This window comes from Enterobacter cloacae complex sp. EB5 (assembly GCF_031432835.1).
Classification (GTDB): domain Bacteria; phylum Pseudomonadota; class Gammaproteobacteria; order Enterobacterales; family Enterobacteriaceae; genus Enterobacter; species Enterobacter hormaechei_C.
The window spans coordinates 727,045-750,711 of sequence record NZ_CP133860.1; the positions used below are offsets into that span (position 1 = coordinate 727,045).

23 protein-coding genes and 1 pseudogene are annotated in these 23,667 nt (G+C 55.8%); 12 read left to right on the forward strand and 12 right to left on the reverse strand.

Translation table 11 applies throughout. The features are described from left to right. Positions 1–10: 10 nt before the first annotated feature. The 3 genes from ypdF to ptsP are packed head-to-tail and all read left to right on the forward strand — an operon-like array spanning position 11 to position 4,654. Positions 11–1,123: an aminopeptidase gene (gene ypdF / locus RHN82_RS03585; RefSeq protein ID WP_047052975.1), complete on the forward strand. Its 1,113-nt coding sequence runs from the start codon at positions 11–13 to the stop codon at positions 1,121–1,123. Next, complete coding sequence (ypdE, locus tag RHN82_RS03590) at positions 1,096–2,136, forward strand: aminopeptidase (protein ID WP_047052973.1); 1,041 nt, start codon at positions 1,096–1,098, stop codon at positions 2,134–2,136. The genes ypdF and ypdE overlap by 28 nt, the downstream gene beginning before the upstream one ends. Positions 2,137–2,158: 22 nt before the next feature. Next, on the forward strand, positions 2,159–4,654 hold the full coding sequence (ptsP, locus tag RHN82_RS03595; RefSeq protein WP_047052971.1) for a phosphoenolpyruvate--protein phosphotransferase: 2,496 nt from the start codon (positions 2,159–2,161) through the stop codon (positions 4,652–4,654). A gap of 3 nt (positions 4,655–4,657) precedes the next feature. On the opposite strand, the gene RHN82_RS03600 is transcribed toward ptsP, so the two are convergent. After that, entirely contained in the window at positions 4,658–5,512 is an 855-nt protein-coding gene (locus RHN82_RS03600; protein ID WP_310398836.1) for an AraC family transcriptional regulator, read from the reverse strand. 1 nt (position 5,513) lies between these two features. Further along, positions 5,514–6,134 (reverse strand): flavin reductase family protein, encoded by a 621-nt coding sequence (locus RHN82_RS03605; RefSeq protein ID WP_003858756.1) that lies wholly within the window; start codon positions 6,132–6,134, stop codon positions 5,514–5,516. 262 nt (positions 6,135–6,396) lie between these two features. Between RHN82_RS03605 and rnk the strand changes: the two genes are divergently transcribed. Both rnk and yldA read left to right on the forward strand, forming a co-directional pair. Next, the gene (gene rnk, locus RHN82_RS03610; protein WP_006809650.1) at positions 6,397–6,807 is read left to right on the forward strand and encodes a nucleoside diphosphate kinase regulator; all 411 of its coding nucleotides are present in this window, start codon (positions 6,397–6,399) and stop codon (positions 6,805–6,807) included. 137 nt (positions 6,808–6,944) lie between these two features. Continuing rightward, a complete protein-coding gene (gene yldA / locus RHN82_RS03615) occupies positions 6,945–7,034 on the forward strand; it encodes a small membrane protein YldA (protein ID WP_015571155.1) in 90 nt (29 codons plus the stop codon). Between the two features lie 10 nt (positions 7,035–7,044). On the opposite strand, the gene RHN82_RS03620 is transcribed toward yldA, so the two are convergent. Then, a complete protein-coding gene (locus RHN82_RS03620; RefSeq protein WP_015571156.1) occupies positions 7,045–8,283 on the reverse strand; it encodes a zinc-dependent alcohol dehydrogenase in 1,239 nt (412 codons plus the stop codon). 181 nt (positions 8,284–8,464) lie between these two features. On the opposite strand from RHN82_RS03620, the gene uspG reads away from it, so the two are divergent. Then, positions 8,465–8,893 (forward strand): universal stress protein UspG, encoded by a 429-nt coding sequence (uspG, locus tag RHN82_RS03625; protein WP_047052967.1) that lies wholly within the window; start codon positions 8,465–8,467, stop codon positions 8,891–8,893. A gap of 40 nt (positions 8,894–8,933) precedes the next feature. On the opposite strand, the gene RHN82_RS03630 is transcribed toward uspG, so the two are convergent. From RHN82_RS03630 to ahpC, 6 genes are all read right to left on the reverse strand, one after another. Beyond that, positions 8,934–9,701 carry a DmsC/YnfH family molybdoenzyme membrane anchor subunit gene (locus RHN82_RS03630; RefSeq protein ID WP_047052965.1) on the reverse strand — a complete coding sequence of 256 codons (768 nt, stop codon included), beginning with the start codon at positions 9,699–9,701 and terminating at the stop codon, positions 8,934–8,936. Further along, positions 9,701–10,258: a 4Fe-4S dicluster domain-containing protein gene (locus tag RHN82_RS03635; protein ID WP_047052964.1), complete on the reverse strand. Its 558-nt coding sequence runs from the start codon at positions 10,256–10,258 to the stop codon at positions 9,701–9,703. Before RHN82_RS03635 ends, RHN82_RS03630 begins: the two co-directional genes overlap by 1 nt. After that, positions 10,255–12,531 carry a molybdopterin-dependent oxidoreductase gene (locus RHN82_RS03640; RefSeq protein ID WP_047052962.1) on the reverse strand — a complete coding sequence of 759 codons (2,277 nt, stop codon included), beginning with the start codon at positions 12,529–12,531 and terminating at the stop codon, positions 10,255–10,257. The genes RHN82_RS03635 and RHN82_RS03640 overlap by 4 nt, the downstream gene beginning before the upstream one ends. After that, a complete protein-coding gene (locus RHN82_RS03645) occupies positions 12,528–13,100 on the reverse strand; it encodes a molecular chaperone (protein ID WP_047052961.1) in 573 nt (190 codons plus the stop codon). The genes RHN82_RS03640 and RHN82_RS03645 overlap by 4 nt, the downstream gene beginning before the upstream one ends. Positions 13,101–13,300: 200 nt before the next feature. After that, positions 13,301–14,866, reverse strand: a complete 1,566-nt coding sequence (gene ahpF, locus RHN82_RS03650) for an alkyl hydroperoxide reductase subunit F (RefSeq protein ID WP_047052959.1) — start codon at positions 14,864–14,866, stop codon at positions 13,301–13,303. A 187-nt stretch (positions 14,867–15,053) separates the two neighbouring features. Continuing rightward, positions 15,054–15,617: an alkyl hydroperoxide reductase subunit C gene (gene ahpC / locus RHN82_RS03655; RefSeq protein WP_014882974.1), complete on the reverse strand. Its 564-nt coding sequence runs from the start codon at positions 15,615–15,617 to the stop codon at positions 15,054–15,056. A 627-nt stretch (positions 15,618–16,244) separates the two neighbouring features. Between ahpC and citR the strand changes: the two genes are divergently transcribed. The 3 genes from citR to RHN82_RS03670 all read left to right on the forward strand — a co-directional run bounded on the left by citR (position 16,245) and on the right by RHN82_RS03670 (position 19,150). Next, a complete protein-coding gene (gene citR, locus RHN82_RS03660) occupies positions 16,245–17,150 on the forward strand; it encodes a DNA-binding transcriptional repressor CitR (protein WP_047052956.1) in 906 nt (301 codons plus the stop codon). 165 nt (positions 17,151–17,315) lie between these two features. Beyond that, positions 17,316–18,539, forward strand: a complete 1,224-nt coding sequence (locus tag RHN82_RS03665; RefSeq protein WP_047053153.1) for a phosphoadenosine phosphosulfate reductase — start codon at positions 17,316–17,318, stop codon at positions 18,537–18,539. Further along, entirely contained in the window at positions 18,524–19,150 is a 627-nt protein-coding gene (locus RHN82_RS03670; RefSeq protein ID WP_047052954.1) for a ParB/RepB/Spo0J family partition protein, read from the forward strand. The genes RHN82_RS03665 and RHN82_RS03670 overlap by 16 nt, the downstream gene beginning before the upstream one ends. Here the strand turns inward: RHN82_RS03670 and RHN82_RS03675 are convergent, their stop codons facing one another. Next, entirely contained in the window at positions 19,151–20,311 is a 1,161-nt protein-coding gene (locus tag RHN82_RS03675; RefSeq protein WP_047052953.1) for a pyridoxal phosphate-dependent aminotransferase, read from the reverse strand. It abuts the gene before it with no gap. A 122-nt stretch (positions 20,312–20,433) separates the two neighbouring features. On the opposite strand from RHN82_RS03675, the gene RHN82_RS03680 reads away from it, so the two are divergent. The 3 genes from RHN82_RS03680 to RHN82_RS03690 are packed head-to-tail and all read left to right on the forward strand — an operon-like array spanning position 20,434 to position 22,273. Beyond that, the gene (locus RHN82_RS03680; protein WP_022650583.1) at positions 20,434–21,048 is read left to right on the forward strand and encodes a methylthioribulose 1-phosphate dehydratase; all 615 of its coding nucleotides are present in this window, start codon (positions 20,434–20,436) and stop codon (positions 21,046–21,048) included. Further along, positions 21,045–21,734, forward strand: coding sequence for an acireductone synthase (gene mtnC, locus RHN82_RS03685; protein ID WP_047052951.1), 690 nt, complete (start codon positions 21,045–21,047; stop codon positions 21,732–21,734). The genes RHN82_RS03680 and mtnC overlap by 4 nt, the downstream gene beginning before the upstream one ends. Beyond that, positions 21,731–22,273: an acireductone dioxygenase gene (locus RHN82_RS03690; protein WP_023315605.1), complete on the forward strand. Its 543-nt coding sequence runs from the start codon at positions 21,731–21,733 to the stop codon at positions 22,271–22,273. Before mtnC ends, RHN82_RS03690 begins: the two co-directional genes overlap by 4 nt. A gap of 117 nt (positions 22,274–22,390) precedes the next feature. On the opposite strand, the pseudogene RHN82_RS03695 reads toward RHN82_RS03690, so the two are convergent. Continuing rightward, positions 22,391–22,462: pseudogene (locus tag RHN82_RS03695) on the reverse strand (polyketide cyclase); the annotation flags it as partial. A gap of 102 nt (positions 22,463–22,564) precedes the next feature. Then, the gene (gene mtnA, locus RHN82_RS03700; protein ID WP_047052949.1) at positions 22,565–23,581 is read right to left on the reverse strand and encodes an S-methyl-5-thioribose-1-phosphate isomerase; all 1,017 of its coding nucleotides are present in this window, start codon (positions 23,579–23,581) and stop codon (positions 22,565–22,567) included. Positions 23,582–23,667 lie beyond the last annotated feature (86 nt).

The following is a 23,667-nucleotide window of genomic DNA, read 5'->3' on the forward strand; positions in this document are numbered from 1 at the left end:
GGGGTGAACCATGGAACTACTGAGAAGGCTTCGTGCCTGGCTGGCTGCGGAGAAACTGGACGGCGTGCTCATCGCTTCGCGCCAGAATAAACAGCCGCACCTGGGCATTTCAACCGGTTCGGGCTATGTGCTGGTGACACAAACCGCGGCACATATCCTGGTGGATTTCCGTTACTACAGCGATATCGCTTCACGAGCGGCGGGCTATGAGATGCACCTGCTTAACACGGAGAACCCGTTTGCGCAGGCGGTGAATCAGATTATTGCGAAGGAAGATCTTACCCGTCTTGGCTTTGAGGGTGAATACGTGAGCTGGCAAACAGGCGTGCTGTGGCGCGATACGCTGAATACCACCCTTTGCAGCACCTCGCTCGACGCACTGCGGCAGATAAAAACCGCTGACGAAATCGACCGTATCCGTGCAGCGTGCGGCATTGCCGACCGCGCCGCACAGCACATCCGGCGTTTCATTCAGCCCGGTATGCGCGAGCGTGATGTCGCTGCCGAGCTGGAATGGTTTATGAAGCAGGAGGGTGCGGACAAGCCCTCTTTCGACACCATTGTCGCCAGCGGGCCGCGCGGTGCGCTGCCCCACGGCAAAGCCTCTGCCAAAGTGATTATGCCTGGCGAGATGATCACCCTTGATTTCGGCGCCCAACACCAGGGGTATTGCTCGGATATGACAAGGACCTTTCTTGTCGCCGGGCAAAACACGCCGCCGGAGGAGCACCCTCTCTATGCGGTGTACCAGATCGTTCTGGCGGCACAACAGGCGGCCATTGATGCCATCCGCCCCGGCGTTTCCTGTCATCAGATCGATAGCGCCGCACGTTCCGTGATTGAACGTGCAGGTTACGGCCCGCAGTTCGGGCATAACACCGGCCATGCCATTGGTATTGATGTCCATGAAAATCCACGTTTTTCCCCCACCGATCGCATCCTGTTACAGCCCGGCATGGTGCTGACCGTTGAGCCGGGGATCTACCTTGAACACCTGGGCGGGGTACGAATTGAAGATGTGGTGCTGGTGACGAAAACGGGCGCCGAGGTGCTTTATACCTTCGACAAACAGCTATTGCTGACGGGAGAACAAGAGTGGACAGAGATTTACTGCGCGCCCTGAGCGAAGCAGACGCCATTGCGGCCTCAGAGCAAGAGGTGCGCGACATCCTGCTCAGTGAGGCGCAAAAATACCATAAAGAGGTTCAGTTTGATGGGCTGGGTTCCGTGCTTATCCGCGTCAACCAAAGCCGGGGCCCGAAGGTGATGGTCTGCGCCCATATGGATGAAGTCGGTTTTATGGTGCGTAGCGTCTCGCGCGAAGGGGCCATTGATGTCCTGCCCATCGGCAACGTGCGCATGATGGCCCGCACCCTTCAGCCGGTGCGCATCACCACGCGTAACGGGGAAAAAATACCGGGCCTGCTGGATGGGGATCTGAAAGGAGAAAACGTTGACAATTTGCGTGTCGACATTGGCGCGACGTCGGCGGAGGAGGTGTTCGCCGCCGGTATCGACGCAGGCGACCGCGTGACGTTCGATACGCCCTTTCAGACCCTTCCCCATCATCGGGTGATGGGTAAAGCCTTCGACGATCGTCTCGGCTGTTACCTGCTGATCGCGCTGCTGCGCGAGCTGCACCAGACGCCGCTCGACTGCGAGCTTTGGCTGGTGGCCAGCTCAAGTGAAGAGGTCGGCCTGCGCGGCGGCCAGACCGCCACGCGCGCCATTCATCCTGATATCGCGCTGGTGCTGGATACCGCCTGCTGGTCAAAAAATTTCGATTATGGCAGCGCCAACCATCGCCAGATCGGTGCGGGCCCGATGCTGGTGCTGTACGACAAAACGCTCATCGCCCCAGCCAAACTGATTGCGCTGGCGGACACGATCGCGCAATCGCAGGGGATCCCGCTGCAAAAAGACATGTTCAGCAACGGCGGAACGGACGGCGGGGCGATCCATCTCTCCGGCACTGGCGTGCCGACTCTTGTGCTTGGTCCCCCAACCCGACACGGGCACTGCGCGGCATCCATTGCCGACGAAAAAGACATTCATCACACCCAACAACTGCTTGTCGCGCTTGTGGCAGGCATGAACCGTGAGACCGTGGATCATCTGACGGACTTCAGATGCTGATCTCACGCGGCCAGGAGGAAGTATGCTTTCAATTGAATTTTTCTGCCCACTGCCCAACGGCCTGCATGCGCGTCCGGCCTGGGCGTTAAAAGAGCAGTGCAGCGCATGGCGCAGCGACATCCGCTTTATCAACAGACGGCTTAACACTCACGCGGATGCCAAAAGCTCGCTGGCGCTGATCAGTACCGGTACGCTGTTCAATGACAGCTGCGTGCTGGAAATTAACGGCAGCGACGAGGAGCAGGCCCGACGCGTGCTGGAGGCGTATCTCACCGGCGCGTTTATCGACAGCGACAGTATTCCCTCCGGCGACGCGCCGCACGTTGCGCATCCCCTGCCCCGCTCGCTTGTAAGGCTTGCTCCCCATCTTCAGCACGGCATTACGCTCGCCAGTGGCATCGGGGCTGGCACTCTGCGAGGCTGGCAGAGCGATAACCTCAAACGTTATTGTCAGATCCCCGCCTCGCCGGAAGATATTACCCGCCTGGAACACAGCCTGGCGACGCTGGCTGAACAGCTCAACCACCGCCTGCGCGGGCTGGACGGCGAGAGTAAAACCATTCTCAGCGCGCATCTTTCGCTGATCCAGGATGAGGAGTTTGGCGGCACCATACGCCGACTGATCGCCGAGGAGCGGCTAAGCCTTGCGGAGGCGATCATTCGTAATATGGAGCTGATCTGCGACAAGCTGTCACTCTCCGCCAGCGACTACCTGCGTGAACGCGTCAGCGATATTCGCGACATCAGCGAGCAGCTTCTTACCATTACCTGGCCGGAGTTGCAGCAAACCTCCGCATTCACCCTCAGCGCTCCCACTATTCTGGTGGCGGAAGATCTGACGCCCAGCCAGTTTCTCAGCCTCGACACGCAGTACCTGAAAGGCATGGTGCTTGAAAAAACAGGCCGGACGTCGCATACGCTGATCCTGGCACGCGCGGCCTCCGTGCCTGTGCTGAGTGGTTTAACGGTCACCTCGCTGGCGCCGTTGATGGGAAAAGAGGTCATTCTGGACGGCATCTGTAGCGTGCTGGTCGTTGAACCCAACGACGCGGTGAATGATTACTACAGCGTGGCGCAGCGCCTTGCCGACCGACGCCACCAGCAGCAGATCAAAGATGCGGGTCTTCCTGCGCTCACCCGCGACAACGTACCAGTAGAGATTGCCGCCAACATCGGCAGCGCGCTGGAAGCGCCCGGGGCGTTTACCTGCGGCGCGCAGGGTATCGGGCTGTTTCGCACTGAAATGCTGTATATGGACAGAGACACTGCGCCGGACGAGCAGGAGCAATTCGAAGCCTATCAGCAGGTGCTGCTCTCCGCGCAGGGCAAGCCGGTCATCTTTCGCACAATGGACATCGGCGGCGATAAGCAGATCCCTTACCTGAACATTCCCCAGGAAGAAAACCCGTTCCTCGGCTATCGCGCCGTTCGCATTTATCCCGAATTTGCCGATCTCTTCCGCACCCAGCTGCGCGCGATCTTACGCGCAGGCGCCAGCGGCAATGCGCTGTTGATGATCCCGATGGTGCACAGCCTCGATCAGATTTTATGGATCAAACAGGAGCTGCAAAACATTCGTGACGCCCTGGCCTCACAGGGGTTACGTCACACCGCGCACCTGCCGCTGGGGATCATGGTTGAAGTGCCTTCAGTCTGCTTTATCATCGATCACTTCTGCGAAGAGGTGGATTTCTTCAGTATCGGCTCGAACGATATGACTCAGTATCTCTACGCTGTCGATCGCAACAACCCGCGCGTTTCGGCGCTGTATAACCCCATCACACCGTCTTTTTTACGCATGGTTCGCCAGATTGTCACCGCAGCGCATCGTCACGGGAAATGGGTCGGCATTTGCGGGGAACTTGGCGGAGAGCAGCGCTACTTCCCTCTTCTGCTTGGGCTGGGTATAGATGAGTTCAGCATGAGCGGGCCGCGCATCCCTGCGGTAAAAACCCAGCTGCGTCAGCTGGACATGGCGGCCTGCCGGGCGCTGGCAGATAAGGCCTGCGACAGCCGCAGCGCAGAGGAAATTGAAGCCCTGCTGGCGGATTTCACACCGGAAGCGCCGCCGCGTCCATTGCTGGCGCTGGAGACTATCGTGGTCAATGAGCCGCTGACCTCAAAAGAGCAGGTGCTTCAGTTCTTATGCGGAAATCTTGCGATTCATGGCAGAACCGAAAACCCGCTGGAGCTTGAAGAAGATCTCTGGCAGCGCGAAGAGATTGTCACCACCGCCGTCGGGTTTGGCGTGGCGATCCCCCACACCAAATCGCAATGGATACGCCACTCCAGCATCAGCATTGCCAGGCTGGACAAGGCGATTGACTGGGAGTCGGATTTGGGCGACGTCGAGCTGGTGATCATGCTGACGCTCGGTGCTCAGGAAGGGATTAATCACGTGAAGGTCTTTTCCCAGCTGGCGCGGAAGCTGGTCAATAAAACGTTTCGCGAGTCGCTGTTTGCAGCAACGACGCCGCAAAGTATTCTGGATCTGCTGAACGCTGAAATCACGTTCTGACTGTCACTGAAAGCGTGCGCGATACTCCCCCGGCGTCAGGCCAAACTGACGCCGGAACAGACGGCTAAAATAGTCGCTATCGGCATAGCCGCAGCGCTTCGCCACTTCCCCCACTGGCAGATGGTATTTTTGCAGGATGGTTCTCGCCTTCGCCATACGCACCCAACGAACGTAATCCACAAAACTCATCGTCCCCTGTTGGGAGAACAGGCGTGACAGATGGTTAGCCGAAATATTAAACAGCGCAGCGACGCTCTCCCGCGACAGGGATTCAGCATAGTTTTCCTGCACCCAGTTACAAATGCTCTGATAGAGGAAATCCCCGCGCAACAGTCCCGGTTCAGGCAGCGACGACACCACTTTCCGGCACCAGTGCAGCAGGCTCAGCACCAGCGGTTGAATAATGGCCTGATCCTGCGGGGAAGCGCTCAGGTGCGTCAGGGCCATCAGCATCGCAGCACATTCGCCTCGTTCAGGGTGAGGAAGCTCAACGTGTCGCTGTGCAGGCACCGATTGGCCGTGACGGGAATCATGAAACACCAGCCCCAGCCACGACGGCGCAAAAAGGATGCTCAGCAGCATGACCGGTCGTTCAAACACCGGGACGCTGGCGGCCTGGGCGGGAAGAAACAGCATTTCCCCATGGCGGAGGATCTGCTGCCCGGCAACCAGTCTGTTGCCATATTCCCCGCGAAGAACGACGTCAAGCCGTGGCCAGTCGCGGCTCACGCTTCCGACAGCGTCAGACGCGCCACGTTGAGCAAACCAGACTCGTCCCAGCTGCTGTGGGTTGAGCACCAGGCCGCTCAACAGATCGGCAAAAAACTGCTGATCGGCGGGCAACAGGGTTGCGCGCATATCACCCCCTGCGCGCATCCGGGCGTACCAGGTCGAAGCGATGGCTGTCACTGATGGCGTAGTAGGCCGTCGGTCCACCCGCTCGCAGAATGGGCTGCGCTTTCGCGGTCTGGTAAATCCCCTCTTCCAGCAAACTCTCGGCGATATGGACGCCCACGACTTCGCCGAGCACCAGCCAGGTATCAATCGGTGTCCCATCCGCGCCGGTAAGCTGAATGCACTGTGACAATCGACACTCGAAATTCACCGGGCTTTCCGCCACGCGCGGCGAGCTCACAAGCTGGCTGGCTACGGGCGTCAGGCCGGCAAAGGTAAATTCATCCTCGCCATGTGGGAGCGTGGCGGAGGTTTCATTCATCGCCTCGGCCAGATCGCGCGTTGCGAGGTTCCAGACAAACTCCCCCGTTTCGGTAATATTCCGCACGCTATCCTTCCAGCCGTTGCTGGAAAAACCAATGATCGGTGGGCGATAGTTAAAGCAGTTAAAGAAGCTGTACGGGGCAAGGTTCAGTTGACCGGCCTTGTCACAGGATGAGATCCAGCCAATCGGACGCGGACCGATAATGGCGTTCAGCGGGTCGTGCGGCAGGCCGTGCCCCTGCGACGGTTGGTAAAAGTACATATCGCTCTCTCTACGCTGGGGCTGCAACGTGCATTGCCCGGGTTCAGTCTTCCCAGCGTAACGAAATTTCCGTTCAGCGTGAATCGGGATGCCGGGTTTATTGCCAAAAATTCATATGGCGCATGATTGTGACCTTCATCACTTCAAACTTACGGTTTCAGACAGTATCATCAGCTAAGTTAAACCCTCGCTGCCAGACGGCGAGGGTTTTCTTTTGGATTGGTTTCTGCGTTACACGCAGCATTAACGACATGGAGTAAAAATGTCCAGACCTACGATTATCATCAATGAACTCGACGCAGAACGTATTGACCGACTGTTGGAGAAACCAGAATTCGCCTCGCTGCCGGTAGCCGATGCGCTGAACGAAGAGCTCGACCGGGCGCAGATGTGTACGCCTGAGACCATGCCGCATGATGTGGTCACCATGAACAGCCAGGTGAAGTTCCGCAACCTGACCACCGGCGAGGAGCTCACCCGTACGCTGGTCTATCCGGCGCAGATGACCGACAGCAGCACGCAACTGTCGGTGCTGGCACCCGTGGGCGCAGCGCTGCTTGGACTGCGCACGGGCGATACCATCCACTGGGAACTCCCGGGTGGCGCCTCAGCTCACCTGGAAGTGCTTGAGCTGCTCTACCAGCCCGAAGCCGCTGGCGATTACCTGCGTTAATCCCTTCTGAACAAGCGACCCCGCTTTGCACAGAGGATGCATTCGCATCCTCTTTCCGCAAATTCACCCGATTGTGCTATACCGGACAAAAACCGCTTAATCCACGCTTACTCTGTTGTGGTGCCGTGGGGACGGTCATGGGTGAGATACTTGTTATCACACTGGTTTTTCTCATCATCCTGGCGATCCTCGTCGTGGCGGTGCTGTACCTTGAGCGCCACTGGTGAGTGAGGAACTTCACACAACGCCGCCGGGGAAGGCATTCACCAGTCCCTTCACTTTCTGCTGCGCTGCCTCCGGGGTGTCTGCGCCAGGCACCAGGATCACCTTGCGGCACTCCTCCTCCCGTTTTTCGAAGATCTTATAGGCGCGCTCCGCATCAGCCAGCGGTAGATAGTGGGTCACAATATCTTCCGGTGTAAGCAGCCCTTTTTCGATGAGCGGCAGCAGCTCTCCCAGCCAGGCATGGACGTGGGTCTGGCCCATCTTAAAGCTCAGCCCTTTATCGAAGGCATCGCCAAACAGGAAGCCGTGAATAAAACCGGCGTACACGCCCGGCACGCTGACCACGCCGCCGCGCCGCACCGCAGCAATGCATTGGCGCAGGGCTTTGCCGCTGCTGCCTTCAATTTTCAGGTTACTGAGGATCGTTTCCGTGGTGCTGCCTTTGGCCTCAAACCCGACGGCATCAATCACCGCATCCACCCCGCGCTGTCCGGCTGTTTGCTCAATGATTTTCTCCGCTGCGTCGTTATCGTCATCAAAGTTAATCGGGATCGCGCCGTAGCGCTCCTGGGCAAACCGCAGTCGATAGGGATGATGGTCAACCACGAAAATCTGCTCTGCGCCAAGAAGCCGCGCGCAGGCAATGGTCAGTAACCCCACCGGCCCGGCACCGAATACGGCGACGCTGGAGCCTTTCTGGATCTGCGCATTTTTCGCCGCCTGCCAGGCGGTAGGCAGAATATCTGACAGGAAAAGCGCTTTGTCGTCAGACAGCAGTTGAGGCACCTTAAACGGCCCCACGTTGCCTTTCGGGACGCGCACATACTCCGCCTGTCCGCCCGGCACGCCGCCGTAAAGATGGCTGTAGCCAAACAGCGCGGCAGGGGCGGGAATTTGCTTTTTGTTCAGCGCCGCGCCCTGTCCGCGGTTCGTGTTTTCACAGGCCGCGTACTGTTGCATCTGGCAAAAGAAGCAGTCACCGCAGGCAATCACAAACGGGATCACCACCCGATCACCTTTCTGCACGTTTTTCACTTCGCTCCCGCACTCCACCACCTCGCCCATAAATTCATGACCAAAGATATCGCCGTGCTGGACCTTGGGAATTTTTCCGCGATAAAGATGCAAATCAGAACCACAGATCGCCGTGGCGGTTACGCGCAGGATGATATCGTCAGGCTGTTCGATGCCCGGATCGGGGACATTATCGACCCGAACATGATGTGGACCGTGATAGGTGAGAGCTTTCATGCAACCTCCGAAAGGGTGTGGGTAAGCTTATAAAAGGGTAGCTACCTCTCGGGATCTGCCCCGGAATCCGGCTGTTTTGAGATTTATCCTGGCGAGATAAAAAAGTGCTGTCGGGATTACAGAAACCATTTATATTTTGTGGTTGAATGATTTCAGCGTTTATTAACAAGGAGAAACGGTTATGTATCAAACAATCATTATGCCGGTTGATGTTTTCGAAATGGAACTGAGTGATAAGGCTGTACGTCACGCGGAATTTCTCGCGCAGCAGGACGGAATTATTCATCTTCTGCATGTTTTACCGGGCTCAGCCAGCCTGAGCCTGCATCGTTTCGCTGCTGATGTGCGTCGTTTTGAAGAGCATTTACAGCACGAAGCCGAGACGCGTCTGCAAACCATGGTCGGGCACTTCAGCATCGATCCTTCCCGCATCAAAACCCACGTCCGGTTCGGTAGCGTGCGCGACGCCGTTAATGAGCTGGCGGGGGAATTAAATGCCGACGTGGTAGTGATTGGTTCACGTAACCCTTCCATCACCACTCACCTGCTGGGGTCGAACGCCTCCAGCGTGATCCGCCACACCCACATTCCGGTGATGGTTGTCCGCTAACTGCCCGATAAAAAACCCCGCTTTCGCGGGGTTTAGTTTATCAGTACAGATGTCCTATATTGACGATGGTGCTGACGGTATCGCCGAAGAAGGTCAGGCGGCTAAGCACCACGCCCACCAGCAGGATCGCGAACACGGCTTTTTGCATCGGCTGACGCTTCAGCGAAAGTGCGCATCCCACAACACAGCACAGCAGGCTCCCCAGATAGAGCGGTGAGCTGAGCCAGGCATGGGCGGTCATTTTCATGATCGTGCCCCCGCTGAGCCAGGTAGCCGGCGCGGCAATCAGCAGCGCCATCAGGGCGATAATTCCCTGACGCAGCGCGGCGGTTGACGCCCTCAGCCCGAGCAGCGGCGTCGCCGCACAGCCCATGACCCAGACGGTGGCAAAGAACAGCATCATCGTGATGCCGTTGGCAATGGCCTGCATCGCCGGTGCCGCGTAGGTCATTCCCTGCACCACCACCAGCAATATTCCGAACAGGGACGCCAGCAGCGCTGCCCCTTTATTGCCTTTGGTGAGGAAGGCCAGGCCGATCGTGGCGCCGTACAGCGTCGCCCCCAGAATTTCACGACTCAGCCAGGCATGCTTAAGGTTGATAAGCGCATTGTAGGCACGATCAGGATGCGCCAGGTGCAGGATCGCCGCAATCGATGCCACCCCCAGAATCAGGCCGGTTATCAGCCAGTACAGGCGATTCCCTTCAATCTCATTTCGCAGCGTACGCCAGGTCAGGAGCAGCGTCATCCCAACGGACATCTGGCTTAGCACGGTAAAAATAACAAGCGGTAACTCATACTTTTCCATTATTTATCTCCCGGCTGCTTTGGCTGACGGGCCAGAATGAAGCGCGTGCCCGGATTGAGTTGAGGCATTTCTGGAAAGCCCGGCGGGTACTGCACGGCATTGTTCGGCAGCGGATCGGCATCAAGATCGATTATCGTCAGCGCACCGACCGGGCACGCGTTCACACAGGCCGGGGCCATCCCGATATCCAGACGCTCATAACACATGCTGCATTTCTCAGCCTTTTGCGTCTCTTCATTGAAGCGCGGCGCACCATACGGACAGTTACGAATGCAGTTTTTACAGCCGATGCAGCGTTCAGGGTTATGCACCACCACGCCATCATCGCGTTTGGTATAGGCTTCCACCGGACACGCCGCCAGACAGGCCGGGTTCTCACAGTGGTTACAGGCCAGCGAGTAGAACGCCCGCTCCTCATGCGGATAAATCGCTTTATCCAGCGGATAGACGTAACGCCAGAAACGCTCCGGTTCGAGCTGGTTGAAGCTCTTGCAGGCCATTGCGCATCCGCGGCAGCCAATGCACTTATCACTGTTGACTAAAAATGCGCGTCTCATGCCTCTGCTCCTTCATTCGCGATAAGGGTAATGTCGACAAACTGGCTGTGAATTGCCGCTCCCGGCGCACCGGTTGCCATCTTGCCCATATCGGCGGGGGTATCCTTCACCACGTTCTGCACGTTGTATTTGAGCTTGTTAAACCAGGATTCGTACATCACCAGGAAATCTTCCGGTACGTTGGTGGTGATCTTCGCGCGCAGCTCCACTTCACCGGCTTCGTTAAAGACCTTCACCCTCGCCAGTTCGCGAATGCCCTTCTTCTGCGCGGCAACAGGATGGATATAGACAAAAGGTTCAGGCCAGAATACCTGCATCCAGTCGAGGTTCACAAACTGAGAGTGCAGCCCGTACTGCAAATGGGGCGTAAAGAGGTGGAACGGCAGCTTCCCTTCTGCGGCAGGCAGATACTCCGGCAGTGCCTTATGGCCGTTCTTTTCACACCGCTCAGAGAGGAACTCATACTTGCCCGATGGCGTTTTAAACTTGCGATCGTGCCAGGCCGCCGAGCTGACCATTCTGGCTTTCACCGGGCCATTCAGCAGATCGTCCCACGAGCGAATGCCGAACTGCTTCGCCATCCCCTCGTTAAATTCCAGATCCAGCCATTTTTTCTGATCAACATCCTGCGGGAAGGTGCACGAGCCGGGTTCCATTTTGTTGATGGTTCGCGAGAGCAGCACGGCAATATCCAGATCGCTCTTGCACTCGTACATCGGTTTAATGGCCGGTTCATTCACCGAAAGCCAGTAATGCCAGTAAGAGGACGAAAGGTTCCAGTGCTCAAAGGTTGTGGTGACCGGCAGCACGATATCGGCATGCTGCACCGTCTCGTTGAAGAACTGATCGACGCAAACCACCATCTCCAGCTTGCTGAAGGCTTTTTCCATTTTGTAGCGGTCAAAATCCTGCGCGAACGGGTTTTTGCACGCCACCCACAGCATACGGATCGGCGGATCGTTGGCATCAAGAATACTCTGCGCGGTCTGGTTAAGGTTCAGCGCGCGGTCGGAATAGTGGCGCTTTTCACCGCTGTCGCTAACGAACTCACCCACCGGGCCGCTTTCACCGACCATGCCCACCGAGCCCGCAGGCGGTTTTTGCGTCATCGCGTGGTAGTTGTAACCCCAGGTCTGAAGGTGACCATAGCGGGCCCCGCCCCCTTCCAGGCCAATGTTGCCGGTCATCGCCACAAATGCGTCGATGGCGCGGACATTCGCGCCGCCGTTGACGTGGCGCTGCATGCCGTAGCCAATCCACACCGTCGCTGGCTTCACGGCGGTAAACTCTTCCGCCAACTGACGGATAACCTCCGCAGACAGGCCGCAGATCTCAGATGCCCACTCCACCGTGATGTTATTGCGAAGGTACTGTTCAAACGCCGGGAAACCGTGCGCAAAGTTGTTCACAAACTCGTGGTCGACGCGGCCAGTATCCAGCAGGTGACGGGCCATCCCCAGCGCCAGTGCGCCGTCAGAACCCGGACGCACGCGCAAATAGAGGTCGGCCTTGGCGGCGGTTTGCGTGAACAGCGGGTCAATCACCACCACTTTCGCCCCTTTCTCACGCGCCTGATAGATATATTTCATGGAGTGCATGGAGCACCACGCCGGGTTGACGCCCCAGAGGATGATGTATTTGGCTTTCACCAAATCTTCTGGATCGTTACACCACATGTCGCCCATATCATAATGTTGGGCGTCAATGCCCGCCGGCCAGCACGGCGTCCCGGCAAAGCGCGTGGTATAGCCCAGCGAGGACATCATCCCCTCAACGGCATAGCTCATGACTCCCAGGTTGCCGGAGTATTTCGACAGCGCCAGGCCGAGCATCGAGCCATCTTTCTTTTTGATCTCCAACATCTTGCTGGCAATCTTCTGCATCGCTTCTTCCCAGGAGACGCGACGCCACTTTCCGCTGCCGCGGCCGTCCTGAATCATGGGATATTTAATCCGGTCCGGGGAATAAACGCGGCGCGGATAGGTCAACCCTTTTACGCACGGCGCGCCGTGGGTATAAGTAGACTCACTCGCCCCCTCGACAAAGGTGATCACCTCGTCCTTTACCCAGGTTTTTAAGCTACAGGCGTCATAGCAGTTACGCGGGCAGGCGTTTCGGAAGATTTTGTAGGTTTTTGGGTTAAAAGGAATGGGGGGTTGTGCCAGCGCACAGCGGGACGATAATAATCCGCCGGGCAAGGCGGCAACGCTCCCTAACGCAATCAGCCCTTTTAAAAAGGAGCGTCTGTTGAGTTGCCCTTTATCAATGCTCATAATATTACTCTCGTTTTTAATTCATCAAACCAATTAGTCAGTTGCAATGCGAGACGTTTAATTGCGGATGTTTTCGCGTTGAGGTTTATTTTTTCGATAAATGCGGGAAGCCATAATTCAAGATGGCCGCACACGAAACGGGCCAGTGCATCCTGATATTGCGGGGAATGTCGGGCATGGACAGAAAGCATCACCACCAGTTCAATTTCATGACTGATATGGTCATCGGGTACGCTATTTTCCGCGGCAACCGCTAAACCCATACGTTGCAGAAACGCGCGGACACTCAGCGTTGTTGGCCCCATCAGCACGGGAGCATCGTCCAGATAGACGCAGGCATAAGGCGGTGCCAGCAGCGCCGCCGGGCCGACAAACAGGGCATTGAAATCATACTCAACGTTCCGTCTTTCCTCCTCCGGAAGATCGCACCCGTCGAGCAAATGGCGCAACGGAATATGTCGTGCAGCGCTATCCGGGGCATTAAAAAAATCACGAAACATTAATCCGTTTATTTCAAACGGCGTGAGCGATTCATATATTGACCCTGCAAATACATTCTGTTCATTCATATAAAATATAAATATTTATCGATTATGACCGACAAAATATTATCAGCGCGCTTATTAATTTCATTGATCGAAGCAGGCAATTACTTCACGCCGGGATGAGTGACGAGAATATTAGGGAATAAAAAGAGGTGCAAAAAAAGCGATAAAAAAAGCCGCCTTATGATAAGGCGGCTATGCAGGTGTAGTCTTACTTTCTTTTATTATGCGGTTTTGGTGCGGATCAGGTAATCAAACGAGCTCAGCGACGCTTTCGCACCTTCGCCGGTGGCGATGATGATCTGTTTGTACGGCACGGTGGTGCAGTCGCCCGCCGCAAATACGCCCTTCACGCTGGTTTCGCATTTCGCATCGATGATGATCTCGCCCATGCGGTTGCGCTCAATCGCGCCTTCCAGCCAGGTGGTGTTTGGCAGCAGGCCAATCTGAACAAAGATCCCTGCCAGCGCTACGCTGTGGATATCGCCACTCACGCGGTCACGGTATTCCAGACCGGTCACTTTGCTGCCGTCGCCTTTCACTTCTGTCGTCTGGGCATTGAGCACAATGTCGACGTTATTCAGGCTACGTACTTTATCCTGCAACACCTGGTCCGCTTTCATCTCAGGGGCGAACTCCAGCAGGGTAACGTGTTCAACAATTCCCGCCAGATCGATAGCCGCTTCCACGCCGGAGTTACCGCCGCCGATCACCGCGACGCGTTTACCTTTGAACAGCGGGCCGTCACAGTGCGGGCAATAGGTCACGCCTTTGGTGCGATACTGATCTTCGCCCGGGACGTTCATGTTGCGCCATTTCGCGCCGGTGGCAATGATCACGCTGCGCGCCTTCAGCACCGCGCCGGACGCTGTTTCAATCTGGTGCAAACCACCCTCGACCGCCGCCGGAACCAGTTTGCTGGCGCTCTGGCTGTCAATGACATCCACGTCGTAGTCGCTGACGTGCGCTTTCAGCGCCCCGGCCAGTTTCTGGCCTTCGGTTTTCGGCACGGAAATGTAGTTTTCAATGTCTACGGTATCCAGAACCTGACCACCGAAACGCTCGCCCATCAGACCGGTACGGATCCCTTTACGTGCGGAGTAGACCGCCGCTGCCGCGCCCGCCGGGCCGGAGCCAACAATCAGTACGTCATAAGCATCGCGTTGGTTCAACTCTTCCGCCGCGCGTTTTTCTGCGCCAGTATCCACTTTGGCGACGATTTCGGTCAGCGTCATACGCCCCTGGCCGAACTCCTGACCATTCAGGTAAACCGCCGGAACGCCCATCACGTTGCGCTCGGTGATTTCGTTCTGGAACGTACCGCCGTCAATCGCCGTGTGCTTAATGCGCGGGTTGAGGACTGACATCAGGTTCAGCGCCTGCACCACGTCCGGGCAGTTGTGGCAGGAGAGTGAGTAATAGGTTTCAAACTCAAAATCACCGTCGATATCGCGGATCTGCTCCAGCAGCGCCTGCGCTTCTTTTGACGGATGACCACCGGTCCACAGCAGCGCCAGCACCAGGGACGTAAATTCGTGCCCCAGCGGAGAACCCGCGAAACGTGGCCCCTGGTCAGACCCTGGGTTGGCGATCAGGAAAGAAGGTTTACGGACTGCCAGGGTGTTGTCTTCTTTGAAGGTCACTTTCGGCGACAGCTCAGTAATCTCTGTCAGCAGTGCTTTGATTTCTGCCGATTTCGCGCTGTCGTCCAGCGTGGCAATCAGCTCAACAGGTTTGGTCAGTTTCTCAAGGTAGGCCTTGAGCTGGGTTTTCATGTTAGTGTCGAGCATTATTCTTCCCTCTCTTAAAACGTCATCATGCAAGCCGCCTTATACGGGCTGCCTGAATGCAACTTGCATCATGGTGCTGGAATGAAATGGGCGCGGGTGCGCCCATTGATTGCCGGGTGGCACTTCGTTTACCCGGCCTACGATACTGTAGGCCTGTGCAAGCGTAGCGCCGCCAGGTTTTACAGACTTAGATCTTGCCAACCAGGTCCAGAGATGGCGCCAGCGTCGCTTCGCCTTCTTTCCATTTCGCCGGGCACACTTCGCCTGGGTGAGAAGCAACGTACTGAGCCGCTTTCACTTTGCGCAGCAGGTCAGATGCATCACGGCCGATACCTTCAGCGGTAACTTCGATAGCCTGGATAATGCCCTGCGGGTCAACAACGAAGGTCGCACGGTCAGCCAGGCCTTCATCTTCACGCATGTTGTCGAAGTTACGGGTCAGGGCGCCAGTCGGGTCGCCGATCATCGCGTATTTGATTTTCGCGATAGTTTCAGAGCTGCTGTGCCACGCTTTGTGGGTGAAGTGGGTATCGGTAGACACAGAGTAAACGTCTACGCCCAGCTTTTGCAGTTCTTCGTAGTGGTCTGCCACGTCACCCAGTTCGGTCGGGCAAACGAAGGTGAAGTCAGCCGGATAGAAGAAGAACACGCTCCAGCGGCCTTCGGTATCTTTCTCGGTCACTTCGATGAACTCACCGTTTTTGAACGCCTGGTTTTTGAAAGGTTTAATTTTGGTGTTAATCAAGGACATCTGTACTTCCTCCGTGTTTTCGTTGAGATGTAAGGTAACCAACTTTGTTCATCGGGGCTAATGCATATGCTTTATCAAATCAATCAGCCAAACCTTACAACAGCAACAAGACAGCAAGGTGAACCTTTTACAGGAAAGCCTGAAAGTAAAAAGGCCGCCTCAACGGGCGGCCCTGATACCTGAATTCCCCGCAGGTACATTCAGTGCCAGCCGAAGCTGGCGTTGCGTTGCGCTCTACATACCTTGTATCAAGGCCGTAACAGCGCTTTGATTACAACACCAGTGAAGCGGAAGGGCAATGCGCCCTGACGGCATTCCTGCCTATGGTTGTGATAGGTTTTATCGAACAATGTGCGAATAGTAAAGTGAATAAATCAACCAAATTTATATATCTCTTTCTAAATATAAATGTCAATTGTACTTTCCCTTCGACGGCGCATTGCTAAAGATAAAATTATCTTAACTTCCTTTGAAGAACCATTTTAATAATCCGACACCGTGATATATTAAGGCGTCTTAAAAAACTAATTAAGTATGTTAGCCACACGGATTGTAAATGGCTAGCTTCAATCTATAGTTATCAGTGATGTGGTAACTTCAGCAGACACGGCAGCATCAGGACGAATCATGGCAAATCTCTACGACCTTAAAAAATTTGACCTTAACCTTTTAGTCATATTTGAATGTATTTTTCAGCATCTCAGCATCAGTAAAGCCGCCGAGACGCTGTATATTACGCCATCCGCCGTAAGCCAGTCGCTGCAACGTCTGCGCGGGCAGCTTAACGATCCCCTGTTCATTCGTTCAGGTAAAGGCATTACGCCAACCACCGTGGGCGTAAATCTGCATCATCATCTGGAACAGAACCTCAACCAACTGGAACAGACTATTAACATGATGCATACCAGCGGGCTGAAGAAAAGTTTCGTGATCTACTCCCCGCAATTTATGACGCCCAAAATCATGCTTGGTCCTATGCAGATTTTGATGGATAAGCATAACTATCATATTGAACTACATGATATTTTCCTCGCGCCGGATTCAGCGGAAAACCTGCTGGCCTATCGAAAAGCAGACCTTATCTTTTCGTTTTCACCTATACAAAGTCGGTCTACGGCCTGTAGCTTGTTTTATGAGATGCCTTTTGTGCTTGTATGCCGTCAGGGCCATCCACGTATCGGCCATAGCGCGACAACCGAAGAACTTCTCCGTGAAAATTTCACGGCTTTTTTAAGCGATGAGGCCAGCGTGAAAACCTACCAGGAAAGTGCTGAAATGCTGCTTCCTGAAAGAAATATTGTATTCCGCAGTGATTCATTTATATCACTGCTGTCGATGATCAGCTTCAGCGATATTATTGGTCTGTCTCCCTTGCCAGCGTTTGAGCAATACGGCACGGCATTAAATTTGCGGAAAATTGAGACGGATTTAAAGGTCCCCTCCATCAAAATATACGCCATGTATAATCGCTCGGCATTGAATAACCCGACGTTCGCCTGCTTTATCGAAGAATTATCGCAATTGCAGTCCTAATGAACCCTGGCTACTTTCGGGTAGCCGGGAGATTTCCATATGTATTCATTAAATTTATAATTTAAAAAAATCATACAATTTATTTCCCTTTATTTCTCCTCCCTGTTGTATCCTTCCGCATATTGACTCCGTCTCAGGTAATTATTACTCAGGAAGAGAATGATCATGTCAATCTATAAAATACCGTTGACCCAAAATGTCCTCAACGCCACCGAGGAGCGAATAGCGTGGACGCTTGAGAATATATCCCGGGTTTGCGTCTCCTTTTCAGGCGGTAAAGATTCTACCGTCATGCTGCATCTCGCGGCGCTGCGCGCCAGGCAGATGAAAAGAAAAATTGACGTGCTGTTTATAGACTGGGAAGCGCAGTTCACCTATACCATTGCCCATATCGAGCATATGCGCTCACTCTACAGCGATGTGATAGATCACTTCTGGTGGGTGGCCCTTCCCCTCACCACGCAAAATTCGTTGTCGCAGTTTCAACCAGAGTGGCAATGCTGGGAACCCGACACGCCGTGGGTGCGACAGCCCCCTGACGACGCCATTACCGATCCCGCTTTTTTTCCTTTCTACCAGCCGGGAATGACCTTCGAAACCTTTGTTCGCAGCTTCTCTGACTGGTTTTCCCTCAATCGTCCGGCAGCCATGATGATAGGCATTCGCGCCGATGAATCCTACAACCGCTTTCTGGCTATCGCGTCGGCACGCAAGCAGCGCTTTTCTGACGATAAACCCTGGACGACCGTCGCACCGGGCGGGCATACCTGGTATATCTACCCTTTGTACGACTGGAAAACCGCCGACATCTGGACGTGGTTCGCGAAATCAAAATGTTGCTATAACCCGTTATACGACCTGATGTACAAGGCGGGGGTGCCGCCGCGTTATATGCGCATCTGCGAACCGTTTGGCCCGGAACAGCGTCAGGGCTTGTGGCTCTATCATGTCATTGAACCCGAACGCTGGGCGGCGATGTGTGAACGCGCCTGCGGGGTGCGCAGCGGCGGTATTTATGCCGGGCACGATAACCATTTTTATGGACACAGGAAGATCCTGAAACCCGATCATCTTGGCTGGCGCGAATACGCCATGCTGTTACTCGACAGCATGCCGCAAAATACGGCGGAACATTACCGCAATAAAATCGCGGTTTATCTCCACTGGTATCAAAAGCGAGGCATGGACGATATTCCCGATACGCAGGAGGGTGACATTGGTGCAAAAGATATCCCTTCCTGGCGACGCATTTGTAAGGTTTTACTCAACAATGACTATTGGTGCCGGGCACTTTCGTTTAGCCCAAATAAGCCTAAACACTATCAGCGCTACAGCGACAGAGTGAAAGCAAAACGCAAGGAATGGGGGATTTTATGCAACAACGAATAATCACCGAAATGGAAACGTACCTTCAGGCACTTTCTGAAGAAGAGCAAATAGCCGCCATTAATGCGTTTCGTCAGGCATTACATGAAATCAGCCCTTTTCGCGATCAGCCCGTCGATTGCGTATTGTGGATAAAAAAGACAAACATCACCGCTAACGATTACAACCCAAATAACGTCGCGCCGCCGGAAAAGCGGCTGCTCAGCAAGTCACTGGAGCTGGATGGATTCACACAACCTATCGTTGTGACGGAAAATGCGCCACAGCACTACGAAATTGTCGATGGTTTTCATCGTCATGATATCGGCAGTAACCGGGCGACCCTGAAGCGCCAGCTTAAGGGTTACCTTCCTGTCACCTGCCTGCGTAAAGCGCGGCAGGAAAAGTTCGACCGCATGGCTGCGACCATTCGCCATAACCGCGCGCGCGGACGCCACCAGATCAACGCCATGTCAGAAATCGTGCGCGAGCTGGTGCTTATGGGCTGGAGTGAACAGAAAATTGGTCAGGAATTGGGTATGGACAGCGATGAAGTGCTGCGTCTGAAGCAGATCAACGGTCTGCTCGAACTCTTCGCAGACCGTCGTTTTTCTGAAGCCTGGACGGTGAAATAGTCAGAGCGCGTTTAACCGCGCAGCCGCTGCCAGCAGCGTCGATTCCTGCTTCGCAAAGCAAAGCCGGATCAGCTTATGCGGGAAGGGATCGGCGCAGAACACCGACAGCGGAATGGCCGCCACACCCACCTCTTTCGTCAGCCACTGGCAGAAACTCACGTCGTCCAGATCGGAAAGCGCGCTGTAGTCGGCCAGCAGGAAGTAAGTGCCTTCACAGGGTAAAATCTCCAGCCGACTCTGGCTCAACGCAGCCACAAACCGATCCCGACGCGCACGGTAAAAATCCGGTAGCTCACGGTAGTGTCCGGGTTCGCTGCGCAACATGTCCGCCAGCGCCAGCTGAGCGGGTGTGTTCACCGCAAACGTCAGATACTGGTGCACTTTACGCAGCTCAGCGCTGATGGCGGCGGGCGCCACGCAGTACCCGACCTTCCAGCCGGTCATATGGTAGGTTTTGCCAAATGACGATACCGCGATTGCACGCTCGCGAAGCTGCGGATGCGCCAGCACGCTGGCATGCCCCTCTTCGGCGAAGCAGATATGCTCATACACCTCGTCGCTCAGAACATAGATTTCACGTTCGGCGATGGCCTGCCACAGGGCGGCAAAATCGCTCTTCAGCCACACCGTCGCCGATGGGTTGTGCGGCGTATTCAGGATCACCAGCCGGGTTTTATCGCTCAGCAGCGCGGCAAACGCCTGCCAGTCCGGACGAAAATGCGGCGGCTGGAGCGCCACGCGTTTCACCACGCCGCCGGCCAGTTCAATCGCCGGGGCGTAGCTATCGTAGCTCGGGTCAAAACAAATCACCTCATCGCCGGTACGCACCAGGGCGGTTATCGCCGCATACAGCGCTTCGGTCGCCCCTGCGGTTACCGTGATATCGCTGTTCGCGTCAGGCTTATGGCCGTATAACTCCGCCGTTTTATCCGCAATGGCCTCACGCAACGCCTGCACGCCGGTCATCGGCGCATACTGGTTGGCTCCCTGCGCAACGTGATACGCCAGACGCTCCTGCAAATATTTCGGCCCGTCAAAATCCGGGAAACCTTGCGAGAGGTTAATGGCGTTGTGCTGCTGCGCCAGGGCGCTCATCTGCGTAAAAATCGTCGTGCCAAGATTCGGAAGTTTACTCTGCGGGATCAACGGGTTATTGCTCATTGTAGTGTGCCTGCCTGTAATACTTATGTTGCTGACACTATAACACGATGTTAGTCTTTGGCAATCAAGACGCTTAGACGTCTAAACGATATAAATATTCCTGACCGAGAGGGTAAAAGGAAATGACAGACAACCTGCAACTCACACACCTGGTCGAGGCCTGCCGCTGGATTGGCGCTAAAGGCTGGGCGCCCGCTACCGGCGGCAATATGTCCGTGCGTCAGGATGAACACCTGTGCTGGCTGAGCGAATCCGGAAAAGACAAAGGCAGCCTGACAACCGCCGATTTTCTACAGGTTGAAATCGCCACCAACCGTGCGCCGTCTGGCCGTAAACCGTCGGCAGAGACCGGACTGCATACCCTCATCTATCGCCTGTTCCCCGAGGCTAACGCCGTCCTGCACGTTCACACCGTCAATGCCACGGTACTGTCGCGTCTGGTCAACGAGGCCGAGCTGAAGATCACCGGTTTTGAGATGCAAAAATCCCTTACCGGGCAGACCACGCACCGGGATACGGTGGCCATCCCGGTGTTTGATAACGACCAGGACATCGACGCCCTCGCCTCACGCATCGCCCATTACGCGCAGGAACGCCCGCTTAATTATGGTTTTCTTCTGCGCGGCCATGGCTTAACCTGCTGGGGACGCGACGTGGCCGAAGCCCGCCGTCATCTGGAAGGTTTAGAATTCTTATTTGAATGCGAAATGCGTTTACGACAATGGGAGAGAGTATGATTCGCGCGATTGTGACGGATATTGAAGGGACCACCAGCGATATCCGTTTTGTCCATGATGTTTTGTTCCCCTACGCGCGTGAGCGGCTGGCGGCCTTTGTGACCGCGCAGCAGTACGCCGAGCCGGTCAAATCGATTCTGGACAACCTGCGCGATGAAATCAGCGCTCCGCATGCCAGCGTCAGCGATCTCATCAACGTGCTGTTTACCTTTATGGATGAAGACCGCAAATCGACGGCGCTCAAAGCCCTGCAAGGCATCATCTGGCAGGACGGTTACGTCAACGGTGACTTTACCGGACATCTCTATCCTGACGTACTGCCTGCGCTGGAAAAATGGAAGGCGCAAGGGATTGATCTTTATGTTTATTCCTCTGGCTCCGTCGCCGCGCAGAAACTGTTATTTGGCTACAGCGACGAAGGTGATATTACTCACTTATTCAGCGGCTATTTTGATACCCACATTGGCGCCAAGCGCGAGGTGCAGTCTTATCAAAATATTGCGACGCAAACGGGCATCGCCCCGTCGCAGATCCTGTTCCTGTCGGATATTCATCAGGAGCTGGACGCGGCTGAACAGGCGGGTTTTCGCACCCTGCAACTGATTCGCGGTGAAGATGACGGCGCAAGCCATCATCATCAGATCCACCAGTTTGACGAGATTAATCCGGAGCAGATCCCTTCATGAGCGCATTGACCATTTATTCCGATAAAGACGCCAGTCAGCACCAGTGGCACAGCACCGACGCCGCCGAGATCGCCCAACAGCTCAACGCGAAAGGCGTGCGTTTTGAACGCTGGGCGGCGGATCGCGATTTAGGGCACGATCCCGCGCCTGAAGCCGTGATCGCGGCGTATCAGCATGCGATCGACAAGCTGGTGGCAGAGAAAGGTTACCAGAGCTGGGATGTGATCAGCCTGCGCGCCGACAATCCGCAGAAAGAGGCGCTGCGCGCGAAGTTCCTGAACGAACACACCCACGGCGAAGACGAAGTGCGCTTTTTCGTGGAAGGGGCGGGATTATTCTGCCTGCACATCGGCGATGAGGTGTATCAGGTGCTGTGCGAGAAAAACGACCTGATTTCCGTACCCGCGGGCACGCCGCACTGGTTTGACATGGGCTCAGAGCCGAACTTTACGGCGATCCGTATTTTCGATAACCCGGAGGGTTGGGTGGCGCAGTTTACCGGGGATGCGATTGCGGATGCGTATCCACGCCTGGCCTAGTCTGAACAGGCACGGTTAGCCCCCTCTCCCCGTGGGAGAGGGTTGGGGTGAGGGCACCCGTGCGCACTACGCGTTAAGCCCCTTAACATACCCCACCAGCTGATCCAGCACAACACCCTACCCTTCATGGAAGCCCATCTGCTCATGCTGCTCGCGGATCTCCTTCGTCGGATGACGCGCAATCGCTGAGGTCGCGCGGTGCATCCACCACGCGCTCCAGTTTTAAGTCTGTGTCAGGATCGAGCGTCACGATGTTGTCCTCTCAGGGCCCCGCTTAAAGGATAGCCGGACTCAGGCAAATTTCCCTTCCGCCACCTCGTCCGGCGTGACCACGCCTGTATCCAGTACCCAGCCGCTAATCAGCGAGGCGGGGGTGACGTCAAACGCCGGGTTATAAACCTGCGCCTCTTGCGGCGCCCACTGCACCGCGCCAAAGCTTCCCGCCACGCCCGTCACTTCGCTGGCCGCGCGCTGCTCAATCGGGATCGCATCCCCGTTCGGGCAGTCCGGGTCGAGAGTCGTTTGCGGGGCGGCGACGTAGAACGGAATACCGTGGAACTTCGCCAGCACCGCCAGGGAATAGGTGCCGATTTTGTTCGCCACGTCGCCGTTGGCGGCAATGCGGTCTGCACCCACCCATACGGCGTCCACCTGCCCTTTTGCCATCAGGCTGGCGGCCATGGAGTCGGTGATCAGCTGATACGGTACGCCCAGCTCGCCGAGTTCCCACGCGGTCAGCCTGCCACCCTGCAATAGCGGACGGGTTTCATCCACCCAGACGTTGCTGACCTTGCCTTCCTGATGCGCGCGGGCAATCACCCCCAGCGCGGTACCGACGCCCGCCGTCGCCAGCCCGCCGGTGTTGCAGTGGGTCAGCAGACGGCTGCCGGGCTTCACCAGCGCGCTCCCCGCACTGGCAATGGCGTCACAAAGCCGTTTGTCTTCGTCAATCAGACGCAGCGCTTCAGCCACCAGCGCCGGAACGAACGCTTCCTGCCACAGCGCCAGCTTCATGCGGTCGAGATTGTTCATCAGGTTCACCGCCGTCGGGCGGGAGGCGCGCAGGGTCTCCAGCGCCACCGCCAGCTCATCGCGGCTTTTGCCGCTTTCCGCTAACAGCGCCAGCAGCAGGCTTGCAGAGAGACCAATCAGCGGCGCGCCGCGCACCCGCAGGGCGTGGATGTGCCCGACCAGCGCCTCCACCGTCGAGGCATCCAGCCAGCGTTTCTCCTGCGGAAGCGCCTGCTGGTCGAGAATAAAGAGCTGATTATCCGCCACCCGCAGGCTGGTCGTCTGTAATGTCTGCATGTCGTTAATTCCCTGTTGCGTTGTTGTAGCACATTGTGTCAGGATGAAATCCAGATGTATAGACGTCCACATGTCTTAACTAGCAA